Annotated in this window: 22 protein-coding genes, 1 tRNA gene and 1 riboswitch; of the genes, 14 read left to right on the top strand and 9 right to left on the bottom strand. The window is 64.1% G+C overall.

The features are described 5' to 3' along the window. The first annotated feature begins 24 nt into the window (after positions 1 to 24). Complete coding sequence (locus GJ693_RS03700) at positions 25 to 762, top strand: helix-turn-helix domain-containing protein (RefSeq protein ID WP_156254988.1); 738 nt, start codon at positions 25 to 27, stop codon at positions 760 to 762. Between the two features lie 28 nt (positions 763 to 790). Here GJ693_RS03700 and GJ693_RS03695 read toward each other — a convergent pair whose 3' ends face one another. The 3 genes from GJ693_RS03695 to GJ693_RS03685 are packed head-to-tail and all read right to left on the bottom strand — an operon-like array spanning position 791 to position 3,133. After that, a complete protein-coding gene (locus GJ693_RS03695; protein WP_156254987.1) occupies positions 791 to 1,225 on the bottom strand; it encodes a hypothetical protein in 435 nt (144 codons plus the stop codon). Positions 1,226 to 1,268: 43 nt separating this feature from the next. After that, positions 1,269 to 1,946: a nitroreductase gene (locus tag GJ693_RS03690; protein ID WP_156255001.1), complete on the bottom strand. Its 678-nt coding sequence runs from the start codon at positions 1,944 to 1,946 to the stop codon at positions 1,269 to 1,271. Beyond that, the gene (locus GJ693_RS03685; protein WP_156254986.1) at positions 1,946 to 3,133 is read right to left on the bottom strand and encodes a BaiN/RdsA family NAD(P)/FAD-dependent oxidoreductase; all 1,188 of its coding nucleotides are present in this window, start codon (positions 3,131 to 3,133) and stop codon (positions 1,946 to 1,948) included. The genes GJ693_RS03690 and GJ693_RS03685 overlap by 1 nt, the downstream gene beginning before the upstream one ends. Positions 3,134 to 3,186: 53 nt before the next feature. On the opposite strand from GJ693_RS03685, the gene GJ693_RS03680 reads away from it, so the two are divergent. The 5 genes from GJ693_RS03680 to thiC all read left to right on the top strand — a co-directional run bounded on the left by GJ693_RS03680 (position 3,187) and on the right by thiC (position 7,636). Beyond that, entirely contained in the window at positions 3,187 to 4,377 is a 1,191-nt protein-coding gene (locus GJ693_RS03680) for a M20 metallopeptidase family protein (protein WP_156254985.1), read from the top strand. Positions 4,378 to 4,451: 74 nt separating this feature from the next. After that, positions 4,452 to 4,527 (top strand) — tRNA-Ala (locus GJ693_RS03675). 133 nt (positions 4,528 to 4,660) lie between these two features. Continuing rightward, entirely contained in the window at positions 4,661 to 4,825 is a 165-nt protein-coding gene (locus GJ693_RS16740) for a Thivi_2564 family membrane protein (protein WP_197041944.1), read from the top strand. 106 nt (positions 4,826 to 4,931) lie between these two features. Beyond that, positions 4,932 to 5,639, top strand: coding sequence for a sterol desaturase family protein (locus GJ693_RS03670; RefSeq protein ID WP_156255000.1), 708 nt, complete (start codon positions 4,932 to 4,934; stop codon positions 5,637 to 5,639). Positions 5,640 to 5,644: 5 nt separating this feature from the next. Then, a riboswitch (TPP riboswitch) is annotated at positions 5,645 to 5,746 on the top strand. Positions 5,747 to 5,791: 45 nt separating this feature from the next. Continuing rightward, positions 5,792 to 7,636, top strand: coding sequence for a phosphomethylpyrimidine synthase ThiC (thiC, locus tag GJ693_RS03665; RefSeq protein ID WP_156254984.1), 1,845 nt, complete (start codon positions 5,792 to 5,794; stop codon positions 7,634 to 7,636). A gap of 64 nt (positions 7,637 to 7,700) precedes the next feature. Here the strand turns inward: thiC and GJ693_RS03660 are convergent, their stop codons facing one another. From GJ693_RS03660 to GJ693_RS03650, 3 genes are all read right to left on the bottom strand, one after another. Further along, positions 7,701 to 9,245 carry a reverse transcriptase domain-containing protein gene (locus GJ693_RS03660; protein WP_156254983.1) on the bottom strand — a complete coding sequence of 515 codons (1,545 nt, stop codon included), beginning with the start codon at positions 9,243 to 9,245 and terminating at the stop codon, positions 7,701 to 7,703. Positions 9,246 to 9,929: 684 nt separating this feature from the next. Continuing rightward, entirely contained in the window at positions 9,930 to 10,208 is a 279-nt protein-coding gene (locus tag GJ693_RS03655; RefSeq protein ID WP_156254982.1) for an eCIS core domain-containing protein, read from the bottom strand. 89 nt (positions 10,209 to 10,297) lie between these two features. Next, positions 10,298 to 11,077, bottom strand: coding sequence for a Coq4 family protein (locus GJ693_RS03650; protein WP_197041943.1), 780 nt, complete (start codon positions 11,075 to 11,077; stop codon positions 10,298 to 10,300). Positions 11,078 to 11,163: 86 nt separating this feature from the next. On the opposite strand from GJ693_RS03650, the gene GJ693_RS03645 reads away from it, so the two are divergent. From GJ693_RS03645 to GJ693_RS03615, 7 genes are all read left to right on the top strand, one after another. Continuing rightward, complete coding sequence (locus GJ693_RS03645; protein ID WP_156254980.1) at positions 11,164 to 11,505, top strand: hypothetical protein; 342 nt, start codon at positions 11,164 to 11,166, stop codon at positions 11,503 to 11,505. A gap of 25 nt (positions 11,506 to 11,530) precedes the next feature. Continuing rightward, on the top strand, positions 11,531 to 12,838 hold the full coding sequence (locus tag GJ693_RS03640) for a hypothetical protein (protein WP_156254979.1): 1,308 nt from the start codon (positions 11,531 to 11,533) through the stop codon (positions 12,836 to 12,838). Between the two features lie 70 nt (positions 12,839 to 12,908). Then, positions 12,909 to 13,592, top strand: a complete 684-nt coding sequence (gene radC, locus GJ693_RS03635; RefSeq protein WP_156254978.1) for a RadC family protein — start codon at positions 12,909 to 12,911, stop codon at positions 13,590 to 13,592. Positions 13,593 to 13,667: 75 nt separating this feature from the next. Then, entirely contained in the window at positions 13,668 to 15,119 is a 1,452-nt protein-coding gene (locus tag GJ693_RS03630) for a circularly permuted type 2 ATP-grasp protein (protein WP_197041942.1), read from the top strand. Positions 15,120 to 15,123: 4 nt separating this feature from the next. Then, complete coding sequence (locus GJ693_RS03625; RefSeq protein WP_156254977.1) at positions 15,124 to 16,065, top strand: alpha-E domain-containing protein; 942 nt, start codon at positions 15,124 to 15,126, stop codon at positions 16,063 to 16,065. A gap of 276 nt (positions 16,066 to 16,341) precedes the next feature. Continuing rightward, entirely contained in the window at positions 16,342 to 17,211 is an 870-nt protein-coding gene (locus GJ693_RS03620; RefSeq protein ID WP_156254976.1) for a transglutaminase family protein, read from the top strand. Between the two features lie 86 nt (positions 17,212 to 17,297). Then, a complete protein-coding gene (locus GJ693_RS03615; protein ID WP_156254975.1) occupies positions 17,298 to 18,062 on the top strand; it encodes a peptidase in 765 nt (254 codons plus the stop codon). A 235-nt stretch (positions 18,063 to 18,297) separates the two neighbouring features. Here the strand turns inward: GJ693_RS03615 and GJ693_RS03610 are convergent, their stop codons facing one another. Beyond that, the gene (locus tag GJ693_RS03610) at positions 18,298 to 19,506 is read right to left on the bottom strand and encodes an MFS transporter (protein ID WP_156254974.1); all 1,209 of its coding nucleotides are present in this window, start codon (positions 19,504 to 19,506) and stop codon (positions 18,298 to 18,300) included. Positions 19,507 to 19,610: 104 nt separating this feature from the next. Between GJ693_RS03610 and GJ693_RS03605 the strand changes: the two genes are divergently transcribed. After that, a complete protein-coding gene (locus GJ693_RS03605) occupies positions 19,611 to 20,387 on the top strand; it encodes an SDR family NAD(P)-dependent oxidoreductase (protein ID WP_156254973.1) in 777 nt (258 codons plus the stop codon). A 6-nt stretch (positions 20,388 to 20,393) separates the two neighbouring features. On the opposite strand, the gene GJ693_RS03600 is transcribed toward GJ693_RS03605, so the two are convergent. Beyond that, positions 20,394 to 21,362 carry an MBL fold metallo-hydrolase gene (locus tag GJ693_RS03600; RefSeq protein ID WP_197041941.1) on the bottom strand — a complete coding sequence of 323 codons (969 nt, stop codon included), beginning with the start codon at positions 21,360 to 21,362 and terminating at the stop codon, positions 20,394 to 20,396. Continuing rightward, a partial coding sequence (locus GJ693_RS03595) for an SIMPL domain-containing protein (RefSeq protein ID WP_156254972.1) occupies positions 21,359 to 21,989 on the bottom strand: 631 nt, incomplete at its 5' end. The genes GJ693_RS03600 and GJ693_RS03595, both read right to left, overlap by 4 nt.

Here is a 21,989-nt window from a genome sequence, read left to right as displayed (position 1 = left end):
AAGCGCGCGCGGTACCCCTCACCCATGCGCCCCGGCTTGCACGCCCTGACCGAAAAGGAACGAGAGTCATTGCGCCTGCTGGGGCAAGGCCATGACGCCAAGAGCATCGCCCGTCACCTTGGGCTTTCGGTCCACACAATCCATGAACGGCTGCGCGATGCGCGGCGCAAGCTGGGCGTATCGAGCAGCCGGGAGGCGGCCCGCCTGTTGCTCGCCGCAGATACGGCCACCCCCGAAAAAGTGACGGACAGGGAATTGGGGGACGCCGCGCCGACCATGCTGGCGCAGGTTCAGGAGCACCAGATCGCTGGCCACAGCCCGTGGCCGCGTTGGAAGACCGGAGCCGTTGCCATGTCCGCCATCCTTGCCGCCATCGCCCTTGCCACCATGTCCGCCCCCGCCGCCGCGCCGCCGGCGCCAGCCGCCGCTGCCACGGAGTCTGCTCCGGTGACAGCTGCTCGCCAGTTCCTCGCACTCGTTGATGCCCGGGATTGGGATGGCAGCTGGAATGCCACCGGCCAGGCCTTCAAGGCGCTGAACAGCAGCGCGAAATGGGCCGAGGTGGCGGCCAAGGTGCATGGCCCCCTCGGTGCGCCCAGCGGCCGAACCCTGGTCAGCGCCGAATATGCCCCGGCGCCGCCCTATGGCTATTGGGTGGTCAAGTTCCGCAGCCGCTTTGCCGGCAAGCCCGACACCATCGAGACGTTATCACTGGCGCAGGAAGGCGACGCCTGGCGGGTGGTCGGCATCACCGTCGAATAGGCAATGGTCAGGCAGGCCGCGGCCAAAGTCACTCCGCAGTGACGCGGGTTCCCACGAAGCTGGTGGCAAACGGCCCGTCGATCAGCTTGTGATCGCCATCATAGAAGCGCGCACTGCCGCTGCCTTCAAGGCGATTGCCCTTCACTTCCAGGTCGAAGCTGATCTCGCCAATGCCGATGAACCTGTGCGTGGCGCGATCTGCGGTGATCTCGACGAACTTGCCGATCACCCGCTTGCCGACCAGTTTCCACACGCCCTTGCCGTCACTGTCGCTGGTTCGCGGGTTGCCGGCGTCAGGGTTGGCCTGCTGCATGGTGCCATCGGCATTGAACACGTACATGTGCCAGGGGAATGGCGCTGCGCTGTCCTTCACCAGCCAGACGCCGACAATGGCAGGCCGTTCCCTGGCCGACGCACTTGACGTGATGAACAGCAAGGCGGCAGCAAGGGCAAATCGGATCATCGTGGCAGGCTAGCCGGCAAAGCGGCACCGGACCACTGCGAATTCAGTCGTCAAACCCGACAAACCGCGCCGCCTCGTCGACGCTCTTGCGCTCGGACACCACGGCGTTGGCCGGGAAACGCTCATCCGGCCAGCCAATCGCGATCGCCTTCATGATCACCTGGTCATCGGCAATGCCGGCATGTTCGCGCACCACCGGGGATTGCATGATGCCCTGGCTGTTGATCACGGCGCCCAGACCGCGCGACCAGGCGGCGTTGACCAGCGCGGTGGAAACGGCGCCGCAATCGAACGGCGTGTCGTCGCTGCCGGCCAGCACCTTGTCATAGGTGATGATCACGCACACTGGCGCATCGAACTGGCGGAAACCGCGCAGCACCCAGTCCATCCGGGCCGGCGCGTCGTCGCGGGCGATGCCCATGGCGCTGAACAATTGCTTGGCCACCCCGATCTGCCGTTCGCGGTGGACGCCCTCGAACGCGGTGCCGGTGCGGAATTCGCGGCTGTGCGGGATGCCGGCCATATTGCGCTCGGTGTTGCCAGCGCGGATGCGATCCAGCGGCTCGCCGGTGACCACGGTGAAGTTCCACGGCTGGGTGTTCATCGACGACGGCGAGCGCATCGCCATGGTCAGGATTTCCTTGATCAATTCCTTGGGCACCGGCTTGTCGAGGAACCCCCGGATGCTGCGGCGACCCAGCACCACTTCGTCATAACTCATCATGCGTGCACTCTCTCCGCGATGGCCTGGCCGGCGGCATGGCCAGAGGCCCAGGCCCACTGGAAATTATAGCCCCCCAGCCAGCCGGTAACGTCCACCGCCTCGCCGATGGCGAACAGCCCTTCAATGTGATTGGCCGCCATACTGCGGCTACTCAGCCCGGCGGTGTCGATGCCGCCCGCCGTCACTTCCGCCTTGGCAAAGCCTTCGGTGCCATCGGGGCGGAAGGCCCAGGCCTTCAGGTGCTGCATGGCAGCGACGAGGGCGTTGTCCTTGTGGCTGGCCATCTCACCGGGTAGCCCCAGCGTGTCGGCCAGCGCCGTTGCCAGCCGCTCCGGCAACGCGCTGCCCAACACCGATTTCAGGCCCGCCTTGGGGCGCTGGCGCTTGGCGCTAATCAGCCAGTCTGCCGGCGCATCGGGCAGGAAATCGACCGCGATCGCCTCGCCGTGCCGCCAGTAACTCGACACCTGCAGCATGGCCGGGCCGGACAGGCCCTTGTGGGTGAACAGCGCCGCTTCGCGAAACGCCGTCTTGCCGGCCTTGGCCACCACCTCGGCAGCGACCCCGGCCAGTTCGCGGAACAGATTCTCCGTCTGCGGCAGCGTGAACGGCACCAGCGCCGGGCGCGGCGGAATGATCTTCAGCCCGAACTGCTTGGCCAACTGGTAGGCAAAGCCGGTCGCGCCCAGTTTCGGAATCGCCGGCCCGCCGGTGGCAATCACCAGGTTGGGCGCGGTATGCACGCCGGCGCTGGTGGTAACGGCGAAGCTTCCATCGGCGTGTGTCACATCGCTGATGGCAGCACCAAAGGCGAAATCGACACTGCCAGCGGCGCATTCGTCCATCAGCATGGCAACAATCTGCCTTGCCGAGCCATCGCAGAACAACTGCCCCAGCGTCTTTTCGTGAAAGGCAATGCCATGCCGCTGCACCAGCGCGACGAAATCTGCCGGCGTGTAACGCGACAGGGCGGAGCGGGCGAAATGCCTGTTCTCGCTCAGATAACGATCCGGCACCGCGCCGATATTGGTGAAATTGCAGCGGCCGCCGCCGGAAATCAGGATCTTCTTGCCCGGTTCCTGGTTGTGATCGATCACCAGCACACGCGCGCCCATCTGCCCGGCGGTGGCCGCGCAGAACAGGCCAGCCCCGCCGGCGCCCAGAATGATCGCATCATGCTGCATGGGGGCCGCGTAGCGGGTGGCGGCGGCCAAGGGAAGGCGTTACGCTGCCACGCATGATCGACTGGAACCTTGCCGCCGAAGCCGCCCTTCCCGACATGACCGCGCTGCGCCGCGCTATCCACGCCGAACCGGAGCTGGGCCTCGACAACCCGCGCACGGCCGAAAAGATCATGGCGGCACTCGCCGGCCTGCCGCTCGAGATCCGCACCGGGCCTTCAACCAGCGGCATCATCGCCACGCTGAAAGGCCCCGCCAACGGCCGCACCGTGCTGCTGCGCGGCGACACCGATGCGCTGCCGATCCCAGAGGAGACCGGCCTCGATTTTTCCAGCACCATCCCCGGCGCTATGCACGCCTGCGGCCATGATGCGCATGTCGCCATGCTGGCCGGCGCGGCGCGCATGCTGTGCGAACGGCGGGAGCAGTTGGCGGGCAGCGTGATGTTCATGTTCCAGCCCGGCGAGGAAGGCCATCACGGCGCCCGCTACATGCTCGACGATGGCCTGCTCAACCCGCTGCCCGATGCCGCCTTCGCGCTGCACATCATGCCCAACGCGCCGTGGGGCGTTGTCGGCGGCCGCACCGGCGCGCTGCTCGCCAGCAACGACAAGTTGCGCATCATCGTCACCGGGCGCGGCGGCCATGCCTCCATGCCGCACGACGCGCTCGATCCCGTGCCCATCGCCTGCGAAATCGCGCTGGCGCTGCAGACCTTCGTCACCCGCCAGGTCAGCGTCTTCGATCCCGCCGTCATTACCATCGGCCAGATCAGTGCCGGCACCACCGACAATGTCATCCCCGAAACCGCCCTGCTCTATGGCACGATGCGCACCCTCAGCGCCGCCACACGCCAGAAGCTGCACGACGGCCTGCCCCGCCTGGCCCAGGGCATCGCCGCCGCTCACGGCGCCAGCGCCACCGTGGAGATCATCCCCGGCTTCCCGGTCACCAACTGCGACGGCCGCGCCGTGGCGCTGGGCGAAGCGGTGACGAAGCGCCTGTTTGGCGAGGACGCCTGGCAGACGCTGGCCAACCCGATCATGGGCGCCGAGGATTTCGCCTATGTGCTGGAAAAAGTGCCCGGCGCGATGTTCTTCCTGGGCGTCGCCGAGCAAGGCGCTGACTGGCGGGCCTGTTGCGGCCTGCATTCCAATCACATGCACCTCGATGAAAGCGCCATGGCCCGCGGCGCCGCCCTGCACGCAGCCATCGCCGAAACCTATCTCGCCAACGGCTTCGGCTGAAAACTCGCCTGTTGCAAAGCGCCGCCGCCGCGCTATATCGGCGGCCCTCCCGAATGGGAGGCCGGATTTGGTGCGGGGCAGTAGCTCAGATGGGAGAGCGCAGCAATCGCACTGCTGAGGTCAGGGGTTCGATCCCCCTCTGCTCCACCATTTCCACCCCGCCGCCACCGTGCCTTGGGTAGCTTCCCTCAGGCCCCGGCCTGCCCACAGGTAGAAGCCACAACGCGCGATTGTGGGCCAAATCTCTATCCTGCCCCGCAACACCATCCTTGCGAGGCCATACATGCTCATCGAAACCATCATCATCCTGATCGTCGTCGGCGTCCTGCTCTGGCTGATCAACAACAAGCTGCCGATGGATGGCACCATCAAGTCGATCATCAACATCGTGGTGATCATCGCCGTCATCGTCTGGCTGCTGCGCGCGTTCGGCATCCTCAGCCTATAGGCCTGGCGATCGTCCCGCGACGTGCTGCCGCTTGGCGCTGCAAGGCCCAGGCGCTACACCCGCCGGCGTGAACACCGCCACCACCTTTGCATTCGCCGTCCTCTCGATGGCGGCCATCATCGCCGTCCGCTACCTCGCGGTGTCGGGCGGCTTTGCCTGGCTCACGCGGGCGCGTGGGCTTCAGGCCGGCCCGGCCGATCCCGACAAGCGCCAGCGCCAGATCAGCGCTGAAATCCGCTGGTCGCTGATCTCCGCCGTCATCTACGCCATCCCCGCCGGCCTCGCCATCGAGGCCTGGCGCGGCCACGGCCTCACCCAGATCATGGTGAGCGTGGACACGCCCCTGCAGGCGGCCTGGTGGCCGCTCTCCATCCTCACCTATCTGTTCCTGCACGACAGCTGGTTCTACTGGACCCACCGCTGGATGCACCGCCCCGCCCTGTTCAAGGCCGCCCACGCCGTCCACCACGCGAGCCGGCCCCCAACGGCCTGGGCCGCGATGAGCTTCCACCCCTGGGAAGCCATCTCCGGCGCCATCCTCATCCCGGCGCTGATCTTCCTCATCCCCATTCACATCGGCGCGCTGGGCGTCGTGATGGCTGTCGCCACCATCATGGGCGTCACCAACCACATGGGCTGGGAAATGTTCCCCAAATCCTGGGTCAACGGCTGGTTCGGCCGCCACTTCATCTCGGCCAGCCACCACGAGGCCCACCACCGCCACTACAACTGCAACTACGGCCTCTATTTCCGCTTCTGGGACAAGCTGTGCGGCACCGATCGCGGCCTTGCCAACTGGTCCACACAGGCCTAATCCAGAGCCATTCCCCGGGGTGCCGCAAGTGCGGCTGAGAGCGCGACGCGCAACCCGCTGAACCTGATCCGGTTGACACCGGCGGAGGGAGGGATTGGCCGCTGTTATCGTCTGGCCCGCCCCCCATCCGTTTTCTTGGAAGGCGCGCGACCATGGCCGATATCAATTCAAAGCTGGAAATGCCGGTCACCACCGGGCCGCTGCCGGGCAGCCGCAAGATCTACGTCGCCGGCACCATCCATCCCGATATCCGCGTCGCCATGCGCGAAGTCGCGCTCGATCCGTCGGCCAAGGAGCCGCCGGTGCGGATTTACGACTCGTCGGGCCCCTACACCGACGCCAATGCCACCATCGACATCGCCGCCGGCCTGCCGCCGCTGCGCACCCCCTGGATCGAAGCCCGCGGTGACGTGGAACGCTACCCAGGCCGCGAAGTGAAGCCCGAGGATAACGGCGTTGCCAACGTACCGGGCGGCAAGGCCGACGTCGCCGAATTCCCCAACGTCGTGAAGACCCCGCTGCGCGCCAAGGCCGGCGCCGCCGTCACCCAGATCGCCTATGCCCGCCGCGGCATCATCACGCCGGAAATGGAATATGTCGCCATCCGCGAGAATATCGGCCGTGCCCAGCGCGACGGCCTGATCCGCGACGGCGAAAGCTTTGGCGCCGAAATCCCCGATTATGTCACGCCCGAATTCGTGCGCAGCGAAATCGCCCGTGGCCGCGCCATCATCCCGGCCAACATCAACCACCCGGAAGCCGAACCGATGATCATCGGCCGCAATTTCCTGGTGAAGATCAACGCCAATATCGGCAACTCCGCCGTCGCCTCCTCGGTGGCGGAAGAGGTCGAAAAAATGGTCTGGGCCGCCCGCTGGGGGGCAGACAACATCATGGACCTGTCCACCGGCCGCAACATCCACAACACCCGCGAATGGATCCTGCGCAACAGCCCCGTGCCCATCGGCACCGTGCCGATCTACCAGGCACTGGAAAAGGTGAACGGCGTCGCCGAGGACCTGACCTGGGAAGTCTATCGCGACACGCTGATCGAGCAGGCCGAACAGGGCGTCGATTATTTCACCATCCACGCCGGCGTGCGCCTGGCCTATGTGCCGCTCACCGCCAACCGCGTCACCGGCATCGTCTCCCGCGGCGGCTCGATCATGGCGAAATGGTGCTTGTCGCACCACAAGGAGAATTTCCTCTACACCCACTTCCGCGAGATCTGCGAGATCATGCGCGCCTATGATGTGAGCTTCTCGCTGGGTGACGGCCTGCGCCCCGGCTCCATCGCAGACGCCAACGACCGCGCCCAATTCGCCGAACTCGAAACCCTGGGCGAGCTCACCAAGATCGCGTGGGAGCACGACTGCCAGGTGATGATCGAAGGCCCCGGCCACGTGCCGATGCACAAGATCAAGGTGAACATGGAAAAGCAGCTGGAAGAATGCGGCGAAGCCCCCTTCTACACGCTCGGGCCGCTCACCACCGATATCGCGCCCGGCTATGACCACATCACCAGCGGCATCGGCGCCGCCATGATCGGCTGGTTCGGCACCGCCATGCTCTGCTACGTCACGCCCAAGGAGCATCTCGGCCTGCCCGACCGGGACGACGTGAAAGTCGGCGTCATCACCTACAAACTCGCCGCCCACGCCGCCGACCTCGCCAAGGGCCACCCCGCCGCCCAACTGCGCGACGACGCGCTGAGCCGCGCCCGCTTCGAATTCCGCTGGCGCGACCAGTTCAACCTGAGTTTGGACCCGGAAACCGCCCTCGCCTACCACGACGAGACCCTGCCGGCCGAAGGCGCGAAAGTGGCCCACTTCTGCTCCATGTGCGGGCCGAAATTCTGCAGCATGAAAATCACACAGGACGTGCGCGATTACGCGGCCAAGCAGAACAGCGCCGAGATGCTGGAAGCCGGCATGGCAGAAAAGAGCGCCGAGTTCCGGGCGAAGGGCGGGGAGATTTATCTCCCAGCGGCGGAGTAAAAGAGGGGCCTCCGGCGGGCAGGGGCTGAGCCCCTGCACCCACTTTCCTTTGGGCGGCTGCCGATTAGAACAGCTCTCCTGAATTGGCAGCTGAATATCCACCGTAGCCAGGAGGCTGTACGTCCTCGAGGCCGAACGTGAAAAAATGCTTTCGGGCGGCGCGCCATCCCCTGACAAGGCTCGGAACACGCGCCTCCGGCGGCTCACCTCCCCTCCAAACGGACAAGTTAAGCCAATCTCCCGTTGCCAGTGCCCTGTTACTTGGATTCGGACAGGCCGCCTTGTATTTAGTAGCTAAAATCTGATTTCTAGTAACCATAGCGCGTCTAAGCAGGCTTAGCATTTGTCCATCGATTTCGCGAAAGGTCGAGGGATCATCTATAAGACAATAGAAGCCCATAAGCCCCTTCATTCTCGGAAGCTTCAGCCCGTCTTGTATGAATGCGGCCAGATCAGCTTCAGCGAGCCCGCCATATAAATAGTTACGCATTTCATAGATGCAGCCCAAAAGATCCCAATCATAATCCGGCGCGACTCCAGCTCTTTCTCTATTAAAGCCAACATGTAAATAATGCACGAGATAGAGGTTTATCAGTCGCGATATTTTAAATATAACCTTTCGCTTCACACGATCCGGAACCGTCAAACCGTCATTTGTAAAACGATAGCCCAAATAGTCAAAACCAGAAAATGTCCTAATTTCGCCTTCAGATGGCGCAATTATCGCTATACCGGGGGATTTCTTTTTATTAATTACGAGACCACTTTTTCTACAATGTAGCGAAAAGCACTTTTCAATTTCTTGGGCCTGTTCATAATTATTGCATAACGCAACGACATCGTCTGCAAATCTAACAAATTTTCCGGCAGATGAGGTTAGAGCTGTATCGAGCTCATGGTTTGCCAAGTTGGCTAGCAATAGCGAAACCGAAGAACCTTGAGGAGTTCCAGTGTGCTTACGAGCGAAGACGCCTTTACCGTAATCTTCTCGGTCAGCATATCGATGGTAGATGAATCGTTGAAAAATATGACGCTCATGAGGCGTTAAACTTATCAATGATGCGTCATCAATCTTTTTCTTCAGGTACCAGCTTGGAATGTTATCAAAATACTTTTCAAAATCAATCTGGACAGCAAATAGCTGAGATTCGGGTTCAAACTCCCGAAGCGATATAATAGCGTCAAATACGTTTTTATCTGGATGATACGCAAACGAAGAAGGCGAAAGCCGCTTGATGTTTCTAGAACGAGTGCGACGCAAGACGACATTAGCCAAAGCCGCATCCGGTATGGAAAACGCCATTACATGACGCTTTGTGCCATCTGGCTTCGGCAGTGCAATTCGCATAGCAGGGCTAGGCTCATATGCTTTTTTAAGGACCTTGTACCAGATAACTTTGGCTAGAAAATTAGCATTGCGCGAGCAGTAAGCTGGGTCGAAGTGCCGCGACAAAAATGGCTTGGCCGTCTTCAAAGAGATCCCTGGCGTAGTGCCAGTTCTCTTTTCAAATTGATCACGATATTTCTGTTCGATTTCCGCTTGTTTTTGAATTTTATAGAACGCCTTCCTAGATAGACGTTTTATCTCCGTTCTCAACGCATTCTGCATGTTTTTTCTCGGCGGGAATTCGACGGCGGGGCAGAAAGTCAGGGTGTCCGCTAAGCTTTAGGCCCAGCGTCGCCAAACCTGTTTCCAGATTTGACGCCGTCGGCACTTTGAGTGCCCGGTACTTTATGCGCCCCGCCGCCTCGGCTACTACGCCACTGTTTCCAAGACTATTTGCTCAGCCCAGCAAGTCAAGTAGTGTCTTTATCAAATTTGCACCGGCTATTCCAACGACACCAAACTCAGGTGACATTCTCCTCAATTCCTACACTCCTAGGCCTACAAGGGTGCGCCCAATGCCGGCGCCAGCTTGTACTGAGTGGCAGGCGTATCTCGCCTGCTCTCCTGCGTTCCGGTTCAACCACCGCTGATACAGGCTGGCGCTCGCAATAAGGGCGGTGCCAGAAAAAAGCGGGGCCCCGCATCAAGTACGGAGTGACGAGATTAGGGAGATGGCCGTGCAAGGTGGAGCGATGGCCTGTCCTACACGCGTCTGGCGCGGTTATACTGCCGGCGGCGCACAATCGACGCGACACTGTTCAAAAACGTCCAAACCAACACGAAGTGTAAACTGTGTAAACTACAAATCCGCCAGACGCGCCGCTGGAGACGGTGCGCCAACCCCAAAGCGAACGGGCGCAGGGCCTCAAGTCCCTGCCCGCCGGAGGTCCCTTTTTCTGAACCCGACTACCGGCCCTGCGCCTGCTGCACCACGTGGGTCAGTTCATGCGCCAGGAGTTTGCGGCCTTCGGGCGTGTCGGGTGAATAGGCGCCGGTGGCGAAGTGGATGTCGGAGCCGACGGTGTAAGCCTTGGCGCCGGTGCCGTTGACCAGGGCCGAGTTGTTGAGGACACGGACGTTGGAGAAATCGGCGCCGAGTTGGGATTCCAGTGCTGCCCGGGCCGCATCGGGCAGCGGGCTGCCGCCGGCGCCGAGTTGGCCCATGCCGTTGCCATTTCCAGCCATGTCTCATTCCCCCCAATTGGCGCGCCCCCGCGCGTTTCGAGGGCAATTTACTGCAAGCCGCTGGAAATGCGAACCGGGAAATTGTGGGTTCAGGCCGCCGCCCCTTCGCGCATCTTTTCCTGCACCACCAGTTCCTGGGCGACGAGTTCCGACACGCGGGGCATCATCGCCACGAACGGCGTTTCGCGGGTGAGGCCATATTCGGCGCGGACCTCGGCCAGAGGGCGGTGGATCTGGTTCTCGAGATCGATGAACTGGATGGATTTGGCCTTGCGGCCCAGCGCCCAGCCATCGGTGATGGCGTCCATCGCCGGCTGGATCAGCCAGGGATCGACGAGCGTGGCGTGGCTGATGATGACGGAGAGGGTCATCGCCGAATAGGGATAGTCCATCTGGGCCAGCTGGAAGGCCTGCAGGGCGAGTTCGTGCAGCGGATTGGTGGTGTAGCCGGTGAGGACATGGTGGAGATCGTGGGTCTGGTAACCGCGCAGCACCTTGTATTTGAGCACGGCCGGCAGCCGGGCGAGCTTGCCGCTGGCGTCGAAATCGGCGGTCAGCTCGGCGTAACCGGCAGCGAGTTTTTCGGCGAGGCCGTTCGCCACCATATGCTCGCGCCAAGCCGCGCCCAGCGTGCCGGGCGCACAATCGGCGACCTGGGCAAGGCTGAAATCGGGCGCCATCCAGCCGGCGGCGGCCAGTGGGCCATGCTCGGGGTGTTCGGTGATGGCGGCGACATATTTGTCGATCGCGTCCTGCGGTGCGGTTTCCCACCATTCGTTGAAGAGGAGGTGTACGCCATAGCGATAGAAATCATCGACGGCAGTGAGGAACTTCTCGCCGAAAACCCGGTCCACCTTGTGCATGGTCATGTCCTTGTTCTTGGCCAAAGCCTGACACGCGATCGGTTTGGCCGCAAGCATTGGCCTTGCGGCGCTTAAGGGTTATGCTCCGCCCCATGGCGAGTGTCGGACGATTTGCCCTTGTGGTGCTGGCGGCATTGGCGGGCTTCATTGCTGCCAACATCGTGTTGGGGCCGTGGCTGGGAATGGCGGCGGGCGCCGGGGTGGGTTTTGCTGCCTGGGTCGGCACCGCCAGCCGGCATCCACTGGTGCGCGGGGCCGTGCTGGGGGCCGGCTGGTGCGGGCTGATCGGCTTTGTTGGCGGATTCTTCGGCCCGATGCTGCTGACGCCCGATGCCAACCAGGGGCCGATGCTGGGCCTGTTCATCACCGGGCCGGGTGGGGTGGTGATCGGCGGCCTGTGCGGTGCGCTGATCGCGGCGGGCAAGCCAGGGTAGCACGAATTCCGGGGGGAGACGGCACATGCGGCGCATCATCGTTCTTGTCATGGCAGCCAGTGCCTTGGCGACACCGGCCGGCCTGCTCGCCCAGGCCCGCCGGCCGGCGGCCAAGCCGGCGCCGATTGTGCAGAAGGTGATCCCGCCCAAGGCGGTCTATTGGCTGTCAGCGCAAACGATGACCGGCTTTGGCATGGGCGGGAACATGCCATCACCCGGCGACATGATGCGCATGGCGATGAGCGGGCAGCAGCCCGGTGCGATGGCGAAATCGCTGCAGCTCGATCTGGGTGGCAAGCTGCCGGTGAGCGCGCCGCCGCCGCTGGCCCGTCACCTGATCCCTGGCGGCATGAACATGGGCGACATCCTGTTCCTGAAAACCCCGCCCCGCCCGGTGGCCACCCAGGCCGAGCCGACCGATTTCGAGCCGCCCAAGGGCCGGCTGCTGCTGTTCTGGGGTTGTGGGGAGACCGCCCGGGCCGGCCAGCCCCTGGTGTTTGATTTTGCCAAGATGGCCGCCGGCCAGGTGCCGCCAAACCTGTTTGCCGGGGAACGGGTGCGCATCGCCCGCGGGCCGTCGGCGGCGACTTGGCCCAATTATGGCCATTGGCCCAATGATGATCGCGCCAGCCGCCAGGGCGTGCCGGCCAATGCTTCGCTGATCGGCGACCACGCGGTGCGCGGCAATTATATGCCGGATATCGATTTCAGCCTGACCAAGGATTTCATGGGGGCGCTGAACCTCGATCAGAAGAAGCTGCCCGGCGGCGCCATCGGCCTCAGCTGGAACCAGCTGCCCGAGGCGACGGGACATTTCGCCAGCTTCATGGGCGGCGAAGGCGATGACCCGGCCAAGGGCGCCACCGTGGTGTTCTGGTCCTCCTCGGAAGGCCAGACCTTCATCTCGGCGCTGGGCGACTATATCGCCCCGGCCGAAGCCGCCCGCCTGATCAACACCAAGCAGCTGATGCCGCCCGCCCAGACCAGTTGCAGCATCCCCAAGGAGGTGCTGGCCGCGGCGCCCAATGGCCTCGTCAGCCTTGTGGCCCATGGGCCGGAAGAGAATTTCCTGTTCCCGCCGCGCCCGGCCGATCCGAAGATCGCCTGGGATCAGCAATATGCGGTGAAGGCGCGCTTTGTTGCCCGTGCCGGTGGCCCGGCCGGGATGAACATGGCGGAGATGATGGGCGGTGATGATCGGCGCGGTCGTTCCAGCCGGCGCGGCGCCAAGCCCAAGTGTGAGGCCAAACCGACAGCAGGCGATGCGGTGGGCGGCGTGATCGGCGGGCTCTTCGGCAGCCGCAAGAAGAAAGAGGATTGCGATCCCAGTTGAGCCGCTTGGCAAGCAGAGGCGCCAATGCAATCATGGACTTGATGCTGATCCGACTGCGCCTTCTGCCAGCATGAGTGACGACGCTGCCTCTTCGGCTGGCCACCGCGAACGGCTGCGCCAGCGCCTGCTCGCCGGCGGCGGCGATGCATTCCATGATTATGAGCTGCTGGAATATCTGCTGGCGCTGGCCATTCCGCGGCAGGACACCAAGCCGCTGGCCAAGCGGCTGCTGGGCGAGTTCGGCAGTCTCGCCGCGCTGATCGCGGCCACGCCTGAAGAACTGAAGCGTGTCGAGGGGCTGGGGGATAGCGCGGCGGCGGCCATCAAGTTCGTCGAGGCAGTGATGCTGCGGGCACTGCGGACCCGGGCGCTCGACCGGCCGGTGCTTTCCGGCTGGCAGGCGCTGCTCGATTATCTCCACGCCACGCTGGCGCAGCGGCCCACCGAACAGTTCCGCGTCATCTTCCTCAACAATCGCAACATCATGATCCGTGACGAGGTGATGAACGATGGCACGGTGAACGCCGCGCCGGTCTATCCGCGGGAGATCGTCAAGCGGGCGCTCGATCTGGGGGCGGCGGCCGTTGTGTTGGTCCACAACCATCCGTCGGGCGATCCGCAGCCGAGCCGCGATGATATCCAGATGACCAAGGCGATCATCGAGGCCGGCCGCCACCTGGGCCTGACCGTCCATGATCATGTCATCATCGGCGCCACCGGCCATGTCTCGATGCGGGCGCAAGGTCTGATCTGACCTCTACGCAATAATATCCTTGCGCCGGCCGCGGCCAGTTCGCACAACAATTCCCAGACGATGGATGGAGGCGCAATGCAGGCCATACCGGCCTTTGACGAGATGTTCGGCAGCGGTGAAGGCTATGACAGCCGCTCGCCGGCCGGGGTGACGGCTGCCTATCGCGCCATCCGGCAGTGGATGGCCGACAGTCCGCCCGAGCTCATGGCGGCCCGCCGCGCGCAGGCCGAGCTGTTCTTCCGCCGCATCGGCATCACCTTTGCCGTCTATGGCGATGCCCAGGCCACGGAACGCCTGATCCCGTTCGACATCGTGCCGCGCATCCTGACCCGCGCCGAGTGGGACCGGCTGGAACGCGGCCTGAAGCAGCGGGTGCAAGCGCTCAACATGTTCCTGGCCGATATCTATGGCCCGCGCGAGATCCTGAAGGCCGGCGTCGTCCCCGCCGAACTGGTGCTGATGAACCCGGCCTATTGCCTGCACATGGTCGGCCGCAGCCCGCCCGGCGGCGTGTGGGTGCATATTGCCGGCATTGATCTGGTGCGCACCGGCAGCGACGATTTCTATGTGCTGGAGGATAACGCCCGCACCCCGTCCGGCGTCTCCTACATGCTGGAAAACCGCGAGGTGATGCTGAAACTGGTGCCGGAATTGTTCGACCAGGTGAAGGTAGCGCCGGTCGAGACCTATCCGGAAAGGCTGCTGGAAACGCTGGCCAGCGTGTCCCCGCGCAAGGTCCGGGCCGGCCACCCGACCTGTGTGCTGCTCACGCCCGGCCAGTACAACTCGGCCTTTTACGAACACAGCTTCCTGGCCGACAAATTGGGCATCGAGCTGGTCGAAGGCAATGACCTGTTCGTGCGTGACGACATCGTGTTCATGCGCACCACCGAAGGCCCGCAACGCGTCGACGTGATCTATCGCCGGGTTGATGACGCCTTCATCGATCCGCTGGTGTTCAATCCGGATTCGATGCTGGGCGTGCCAGGCCTGATGGCCGCCTATGCCGCTGGCAACGTGACGCTGGCCAACGCGGTCGGCACCGGCATCGCCGATGACAAGGCGATCTACAGCTACATGCCCGAGATCGTGCGCTTCTATACCGGGGAGGAGCCGATCCTGGCCAATGTGCCGACCTGGCGCTGCCGCGAACCCGAAGCACTGATGTATGTGCTCGATCACCTGCCGGAACTGGTGGTGAAGGAAGTCGATGGCTCCGGCGGCTATGGCATGCTGGTTGGGCCGCACGCGTCGAAAACCACGATCGCGGCCTTTGCCGCCAAGCTGAAGGCCAACCCGGAGAAATTCATCGCCCAGCCGACTCTGGCGCTCTCCACCTGTCCCACCGCCACCGATGGCGGCGTCGCTGCCCGCCATGTCGATCTGCGGCCCTTCGTGCTGACCGGCGCAGATGGCGTGCGCATCGTGCCGGGCGGGCTGACCCGGGTTGCCATGACGGCGGGATCACTGGTGGTGAACTCGTCACAGGGTGGTGGGACGAAAGACACGTGGATCATCGACGGATGATGACATGTTAAGCCGCACCGCCGGGAACCTCTACTGGATGGGCCGCTATGTCGAGCGGGCCGATTTCACCGCGCGCCTGATCGAGGCGACGCAGCGGCTGGCTGCCCTGCCCTCCTCCTATGGCGGCGCCTCCAATGCCTGGGAATCGGCGCTGGCCGCCGCCTGCCAGATCGCTGGCTTTGCCGCCACCGGACAGGCCATCGACGAGCATGAGGTGACCGAATATCTCACCCTCAACGCCGCCAACAGCTCGTCGATCCGCTCCTGCCTGGAAGCCGCGCGCTCCAACGCCCGGGCCGTGCGCACCGCGATGACCGAGGAAGGCTGGGAGGCGATCAACACTGCCTGGCTGGAGGTGAGCCGTTACGGCACGCATCTTTCCAGCCGCGAAACGCTGGCCCAGCTGATCGAATATGTGAAGCACGCCATCGCGGCCTTTGATGGCGCCAACCACCGCACCATGCTGCGCAGTGATGCCTTCTGGTTCACCAACCTCGGCGCCGCCATCGAACGTGCCGACAATTCGGCGCGGCTGCTCGATGTCAAATATCACCTGCTGCTGCCGCGCGACGAGCCGGTGGGCGGCAGCCTCGACTATTTCCAATGGACGACGATCCTGCGCACCGTCTCCGCAATGACCGCGTACCGCTGGGTGTACAATGACAGCGTCAAGCCGTGGCTGGTCGCCGATCTGCTCATCCTCAACCGCCAGATCCCGCGTAGCCTGGCCGCCTGTTACGACGACATCTTGCGCCACCTCGATCTGCTCGCCAGCAAGAGCGGCCGTCGCGGCCCGGCCCACCGGCTGGCCAGCGCTGGCCATGCCAGGCTGGCCGGCGGCACCATCGACAAGATCTTCGCCCGCGGACTGCACGAGTTCCTGACCCAGTTCATCGCCGACAACAATCGCCTGGGCGAGGCCATCGCCGAACAATATCTGTTCTAGGGTTTAGGGTCCAAACTCAATGAGAGATCGGGTCGGCATGGGCAGGAGATGCGATATGGCTAGGCGAGGGCGCGCAGGCGGGGCTTCGCCCCCCGGCAAGCGACCGCAACGACGCCATATCGCTTCTCCTGCCCACCCTATGGGCGATGTCAGGAGGCCCGATAGCGCGCTCGTTCGATTGCCGGGTAGCTCTGCTACCCGGCTGCACTCACTCACTCCTATCGGGCCTCCTGACATCGTGACGACCCGATCTCTCATTGAGTTTGGACCCTGACGATGCGCATTCGGGTCGATTATTCCACTGTCTATGAATATGCCCAGCCGGCCAGCAACGTGTTGCAGCTGCTGCGCGTGCAGCCGGCCGGGCATGAAGGCCAGCATGTCGTCAACTGGCGCATCGACAGCGATTGCGACGGGCATCTGAAGCGCGGCGAGGACGCCTTCGGCAACATCACCCACATGTTCTATCCCGATGGCCTGATCCAGCGGCTGGCGCTGCACGTCTCGGGCGAAGTCGACACCCAGGAAAGCCACGGCGTGCTGGCCGGCACGTTCGAGCCGCTGCCGGCGATGGCCTTCCTGCGCCAGAGCGAGCTGACCAGGCCCGACGACGCGTTGCTGGCGCTGGCCCGGCAGATTGACGCTGGCGACGCGCTGGCCAGCTGCCATCGGCTGACCGGGCTGCTGTACGACGGCATGACCTTTGATGCCGACGTCACCCACAGCCACAGCGATGCGGCCCATGCCTTCGCCATCAAGGCCGGCGTCTGTCAGGATTATGCCCATATCTTCCTCAGTGTGGCGCGCAGCATCGGCATCCCGGCGCGCTATGTCTCTGGCCACCTGGTGCGCCAGGATGGCCTGATCACCCAGCCGGCCGCCCATGCCTGGGCCGAGGCGCTGATCCCGGATCTGGGCTGGGTGGCGTTCGATCCCACCAACGGCATGTGCGCCACAGAGGCTTACTTACGCGTTGCCGTCGGCCTCGATTATCGCGACGCTGCCCCCATCCGCGGCGCCCGGCGCGGTGGCGGCACCGAGACCATGAACGTCGCGGTGACAACACAGGCGTCTGGACAGGCCAGCGGCCGCCACCCCGGCCTGGGCGAACTGGGCCAGCAGACCCAGGAACAGAGCCAGAGCTGACACGCCGCGCTTGCCGCCGGCCCGGCCAGGCGGCAGACTTTGCCCCCATCCATTCGCCCCATTCCACAGCAACCCCGGACGATCTCATGACCTATTGCGTTGGCATTCTCGTGCGCGAAGGCCTGGTGCTGATGGCAGACACCCGCACCAACGCGGGCGTCGACAATATCTCCACCTATCGCAAACTGCGCGTGATGGAGCATGGCCCAGACCGGGTGATCATGTGCGCGTCGGCCGGTTCCCTGTCGGTCACGCAGAGCGCGCTGTCGCGCGTGGCGCTGGGCGTGGTGATGCCAGACACGGGCGAGAAAGAAATGCTGGCCGACGTGCCCACCGTGTTCCGCGCCGCGCAACTGGTCGGCCAGGCGCTGTCCGACGCCAAGGCCGAGATCGACCGGGTGGTGAAGGATGACAATATCTACACCGATGCCACATTGCTGGTGGCCGGCAGCATCGGCGGGCGACGGCCGCGCCTGTTCCAGATCTATGGCGCTGGCAATTTCATCGAATGCCAGTCCGACACGCCGTTCCTGCAGATTGGCGAGACCAAATATGGCAAGCCGGTGCTCGACCGCATGCTCACTCACGAAACGCCGATCGCGGAAGCCATGAAGATCGCGCTGATCAGCTTCTCTGCCACCATGCGCTCCAACCTCGCCGTCGGCCTGCCGATCGACATCGCCACCATCCGCACCGGTGTCTCCGATCTGGAGCTGATCCACCGCATCGAGGCGGACGATGATTATTACAGCGAATTGAACAGCCGCTGGTCGAACGCGCTGCGCGCCGCCGCCGCCGCCATCCCGCTGCCGCAATATGCCAGCCAGCCGGAACAGGAATTGCGCAGTTAGAACATATCACCCAACCGGCTGAAATCACTGTGTTTCATCAGATGAGAAAGAGCGGATTGCGACGGTCTGCGTTTTTGACATTCTTGACAGTTCGTGCAGGATTTGACTTTGCATCGACTGGTTTTTCACAAATTTCCGATTCCGGGCGCGTTGTTCATGGGCTTGGCGTCCCCCCTCTCAGTTCTGCCAGAATTGGCGCGTGTAGGACAGGGAGCAGGCGTTGCGACGTTGGACGTCAGGCGCTGGCCGGTGCGGTGCCCGGCTTGTAGCGCCACAGCATGACCGCCAGGACCAGGCCAAGGCCGGCAATGCCCGTCATGGCAAGATAGCCCGGCGCGCCCAGCCGGTCATACAGCGGGCCAGAGATCAGCACGGCCGCGGCATAGGTCGGCGCATTGGCAACGCCCATGTAGATCATCTGGGCCGTCGGCGCACGATCATCGCCATAGATGGTCTGGATGAAGCGCATGCCGCCCAGGAAGGTGGCGGCAAAGCTGAGCGAATGCAGCAGTTGCAGCGGCAGCAGCAGCCAGAATGGCGGCAGTGCGGCCAGTGCCGTCCAACGCACCACCGCACCGATGCCGCCGGCCACGATCAGCGTTTCCGGCCGAAACCGCGCCGACCATTTCGCCAGGAAGATCAGAAAGCCGACCTCTGCCAGCGTGCCGATGTTCCACAGCACCGAAATCTCCTTTGAGGACATGCCCTGCTGATTGGCCCAGACCAGCGATCCCGACGTGTAAAGGAAACCGGCGCTGGCCTGGATCAGGCCGGCGGCAAACACGAACAGCGAGAAGCGGGGATTGCGCAGCATGCCAAGTCCTGCCGAAAGCCGCTCGCCAAACGGCTGCTCCAGTTCGGCGCGGGCAAGGCGCGGCTCGCGCGGCATGGCGGCGCTGCCGGCAATCATGAAGGCTGAAATCACCAGCATGAACGCCCAGATCGGCCAGAACGCGCCCGTCCAGTCGTTCAGGACACCCACAATGGAGGTGCCGACAACGAACGCGGCCGACGCCAGCCCGCGCGCCAGGCCATAGGTTGGCTGACCCTTGCGCGTCAGCCGCAGCAATGCGGTTTCGACGACGGGAAGCAGGCCCCAATAGGCGATATCGAGCACCAGAATGACGGCAAAGACGGCCACGAACCCAGTGAGGAAATAGAGCAATGCAAAGCCGGCGGTGAGCAGGATCGTGAACATGAACAGCGGCGCCCGCCGGTCACTGCGGCCATCGGCCCAGGCCGCCGTGACCGGACCGGCAACGGCGCGGCTGAAGCCGGCAATGGCCAGCACCACACCGATCTCGGCGCCGGAAAAGCCATGCACCTTTTCCAGCCACAGCGGCAGGAACGGGATCAGGCAGCCGAACCCGGCAAAGAACAGGCACGACAACAAGGTGGCGCGCACGCCATCAGACGAGAGTTTTGCGGGCGATGATTCGGTCATGACGTTTGATGGCAGGCCGCAATGAACCTGTCATCTGTAGGGCGTGACATTCACTGCGGCACCAGCCTAAGCTGCGGCAAACAACGCAATTGGGGAGACCATCCATGGCCCTGCCGGCCCTTTTCGACCTCACCGGGCAGACCGCCCTGATCACCGGTTCCAGCCGCGGCATCGGGAAGGCCATCGCCCACCGCATGGCCGAACATGGCGCCAATGTCGTCATCTCCAGCCGCAAGGCCGATGCCTGCGAAGCCGCGCGTGACGAGATCAACGCCGCCGTTGGCCGCGAGGCCGCGATCAGCGTGCCGGCCAATATCGCCAGCAAGGAAAGTCTGCAGGCGCTGGTCGATGCCACTGTCGCCAAATGGGGCCAGATCGATCACCTGGTGTGCAACGCCGCGTCCAACCCCTATTACGGCCCGCAGGGCGGCATTTCCGATGAAGCCTTCACCAAGATCCTGCAGAACAACATCGTCTCCAACCACTGGCTGATTTCCATGGTCGCCCCGGCCATGCGCGCCCGCAAGGATGGCACCATCACCATCGTCTCCTCCATCGGCGGCCTGCGCGGCTCGACCATCATCGGCGCCTATTGCATTTCGAAGGCCGCCGACATGCAGCTCGCCCGCAACCTCGCCTGCGAATATGGGCCCGACAATGTGCGCGTGAACTGCATCGCGCCGGGCCTGATCAAGACCGATTTTGCCAAGGCGCTGTGGGACGATCCCGATACGCTGAAGCGCTCCACCGCCACCGCACCCTTGAAGCGCATCGGCGTGCCTGACGAGATTGCCGGCATGGCGGTGTTCCTGGCCGGCAAGGCTGGCGCCTTCACCACCGGGCAGAATTTCGTGATCGATGGCGGCGTGACGATCGCCTGACGCGGCTTAGCGCCGGTCGTAGTAGATCTGCCCCATCAGGCCGAACAGCCGGATGGCGTCCGGCGGCGACGGGTCGTTGTTGAACTCGCGGTAGAGCGTGTCGACATTGACGGCGATGCGCTCGACGTCCTTCCAGGTTGCATAACGGCCCAGCCCGATGTCGCGTGCGGCATCGGCGGCCGACAGGCCGGCGGCATGGCGGGCGCGGGCCTCGTCGCGGATATAGGCCAGGTATTCCGCCACTTCGCGCACGCCGGCCTTGTCGGTGAGCGGGCCATGGCCAGGCACGATCACGTCAACATCCATCGCGATGATGCGATCGCAGGCGGCGATCCAGTTCGACACCGGCCCGGCCCACATGATCGGCGTGCCCTCGATGAACAAGATGTCGCCGGTGAACACGGTGCGCGCCTGCGGCACGTGCACCAGCACGTCGCCGGCCGTGTGTGCCGGTCCAACTTCGATCAGGTCGACCGCCCGGCCACCGACGTCCAGCCGGTCATGCCCGCAGAATGTCCGGGTCGGCGCGCGCTCGTGCACGCCGGCGAAATCGAACGGGGCGAACACCTCGGCAAAATAGGTGCCGGCCACGCCCAATTGACCGGCCGCGCCCGCCGCCTTCATCTGGGCGAGCAACGCCGGCGAAAACGCCTCCATTTCGCGGGCCGATGCTTCCGATGCGATGATCTCGGCATTGGCAAGCAGGTGGTTGCCATGGGTGTGATCGCCATTGGCGTGGGTGTTGACCACCTGGCCGATCGTGGCCGCGCCAAAGCCGGTGGCACGTTCCATGCCGGCCAGCATCTCGGCGGTGAGCTGGGTGTCGAACAGCGTATCGACCAGGGCCGCCGCCCCGTCGCCGAGTGTGCCTTCCACGATCAGGCCGGCGTTGGACCAGCCCCAGCCGCCATCAGGCTGCAGCCAGGCGAACAGCCCGTCGCCGATCTCGTGCAAGCCCCGGGTGAAGCCGGTCACGGCAGCGGTTCCAGCTCAAAGCTCATCGTCACCTGCACGGACAGCGAAATTTCGCCCGGCTGCACCGGCGGCGCGGCACCCGATTCGGCCATGGCGGTGCGCAGCATCGGACGTGGGCCCGGCTCTGGTCCGGCGCCGCCTTCGCTGATGCTGGTGATGCGCTTCAGCTTCAGGCCGGCGGCTTTGGCGTAAAGCTCGGCCCGGGCCCGGCCACGGGCGACCGCGGCGGTGCGGGCTTCATCCAGGGCGGCATCGGCGTTGACCAGCCCGAACTCCGGGCCCTGCACCTCGTTGGCCCCGGCCTTGATCGCGGCATCGACCAGCTTGCCGGCATCGGCCAGTTTCGTGGTGCGGATGCTGATGGCGTTGCGGGCCTGATAACCGGTCAGGACCGGCGGCTGTTCGGGCTGATAGCGATACTGCGGGTTGAGGCTGAGCCCGGTGGTCTGGACATCCCTCGTGGCGATGCCGGCGGCTTTCAGCGCGGCGAGCACGGCCGTCATGCGGTCGGCATTGGCGGCCATGGCCGCGGCCGCCGTGGCGCCCATGCTCACCACCCCGGCGGTCAACCGCACCTGGTCGGGCGCCCGCGCAACGTCGGCACTGGCCGTCAGCGTCAGCGTTGCG

Source organism: Sandarakinorhabdus oryzae, from assembly GCF_009733735.1.
GTDB lineage: Bacteria > Pseudomonadota > Alphaproteobacteria > Sphingomonadales > Sphingomonadaceae > Sandarakinorhabdus > Sandarakinorhabdus oryzae.
Note: the sequence above shows the minus strand (reverse complement) of the source record. Positions and strands in the feature narration are given on the sequence as shown.

Bases quoted from the DNA above. Each gene is read 5' to 3' on its own strand.
- GJ693_RS03700 (WP_156254988.1), top strand. From the start codon at position 25: ATGCGCCCCGGCTTGCACGCCCTGACCGAAAAGGAACGAGAGTCATTG.
- GJ693_RS03695 (WP_156254987.1), bottom strand. From the start codon at position 1,225: ATGATCCGATTTGCCCTTGCTGCCGCCTTGCTGTTCATCACGTCAAGT.
- GJ693_RS03690 (WP_156255001.1), bottom strand. From the start codon at position 1,946: ATGAGTTATGACGAAGTGGTGCTGGGTCGCCGCAGCATCCGGGGGTTC.
- GJ693_RS03685 (WP_156254986.1), bottom strand. From the start codon at position 3,133: ATGCAGCATGATGCGATCATTCTGGGCGCCGGCGGGGCTGGCCTGTTC.
- GJ693_RS03680 (WP_156254985.1), top strand. From the start codon at position 3,187: ATGATCGACTGGAACCTTGCCGCCGAAGCCGCCCTTCCCGACATGACC.
- GJ693_RS16740 (WP_197041944.1), top strand. From the start codon at position 4,661: ATGCTCATCGAAACCATCATCATCCTGATCGTCGTCGGCGTCCTGCTC.
- GJ693_RS03670 (WP_156255000.1), top strand. From the start codon at position 4,932: ATGGCGGCCATCATCGCCGTCCGCTACCTCGCGGTGTCGGGCGGCTTT.
- thiC (WP_156254984.1), top strand. From the start codon at position 5,792: ATGGCCGATATCAATTCAAAGCTGGAAATGCCGGTCACCACCGGGCCG.
- GJ693_RS03660 (WP_156254983.1), bottom strand. From the start codon at position 9,245: ATGCAGAATGCGTTGAGAACGGAGATAAAACGTCTATCTAGGAAGGCG.
- GJ693_RS03655 (WP_156254982.1), bottom strand. From the start codon at position 10,208: ATGGCTGGAAATGGCAACGGCATGGGCCAACTCGGCGCCGGCGGCAGC.
- GJ693_RS03650 (WP_197041943.1), bottom strand. From the start codon at position 11,077: ATGACCATGCACAAGGTGGACCGGGTTTTCGGCGAGAAGTTCCTCACT.
- GJ693_RS03645 (WP_156254980.1), top strand. From the start codon at position 11,164: ATGGCGAGTGTCGGACGATTTGCCCTTGTGGTGCTGGCGGCATTGGCG.
- GJ693_RS03640 (WP_156254979.1), top strand. From the start codon at position 11,531: ATGCGGCGCATCATCGTTCTTGTCATGGCAGCCAGTGCCTTGGCGACA.
- radC (WP_156254978.1), top strand. From the start codon at position 12,909: ATGAGTGACGACGCTGCCTCTTCGGCTGGCCACCGCGAACGGCTGCGC.
- GJ693_RS03630 (WP_197041942.1), top strand. From the start codon at position 13,668: ATGCAGGCCATACCGGCCTTTGACGAGATGTTCGGCAGCGGTGAAGGC.
- GJ693_RS03625 (WP_156254977.1), top strand. From the start codon at position 15,124: ATGTTAAGCCGCACCGCCGGGAACCTCTACTGGATGGGCCGCTATGTC.
- GJ693_RS03620 (WP_156254976.1), top strand. From the start codon at position 16,342: ATGCGCATTCGGGTCGATTATTCCACTGTCTATGAATATGCCCAGCCG.
- GJ693_RS03615 (WP_156254975.1), top strand. From the start codon at position 17,298: ATGACCTATTGCGTTGGCATTCTCGTGCGCGAAGGCCTGGTGCTGATG.
- GJ693_RS03610 (WP_156254974.1), bottom strand. From the start codon at position 19,506: ATGACCGAATCATCGCCCGCAAAACTCTCGTCTGATGGCGTGCGCGCC.
- GJ693_RS03605 (WP_156254973.1), top strand. From the start codon at position 19,611: ATGGCCCTGCCGGCCCTTTTCGACCTCACCGGGCAGACCGCCCTGATC.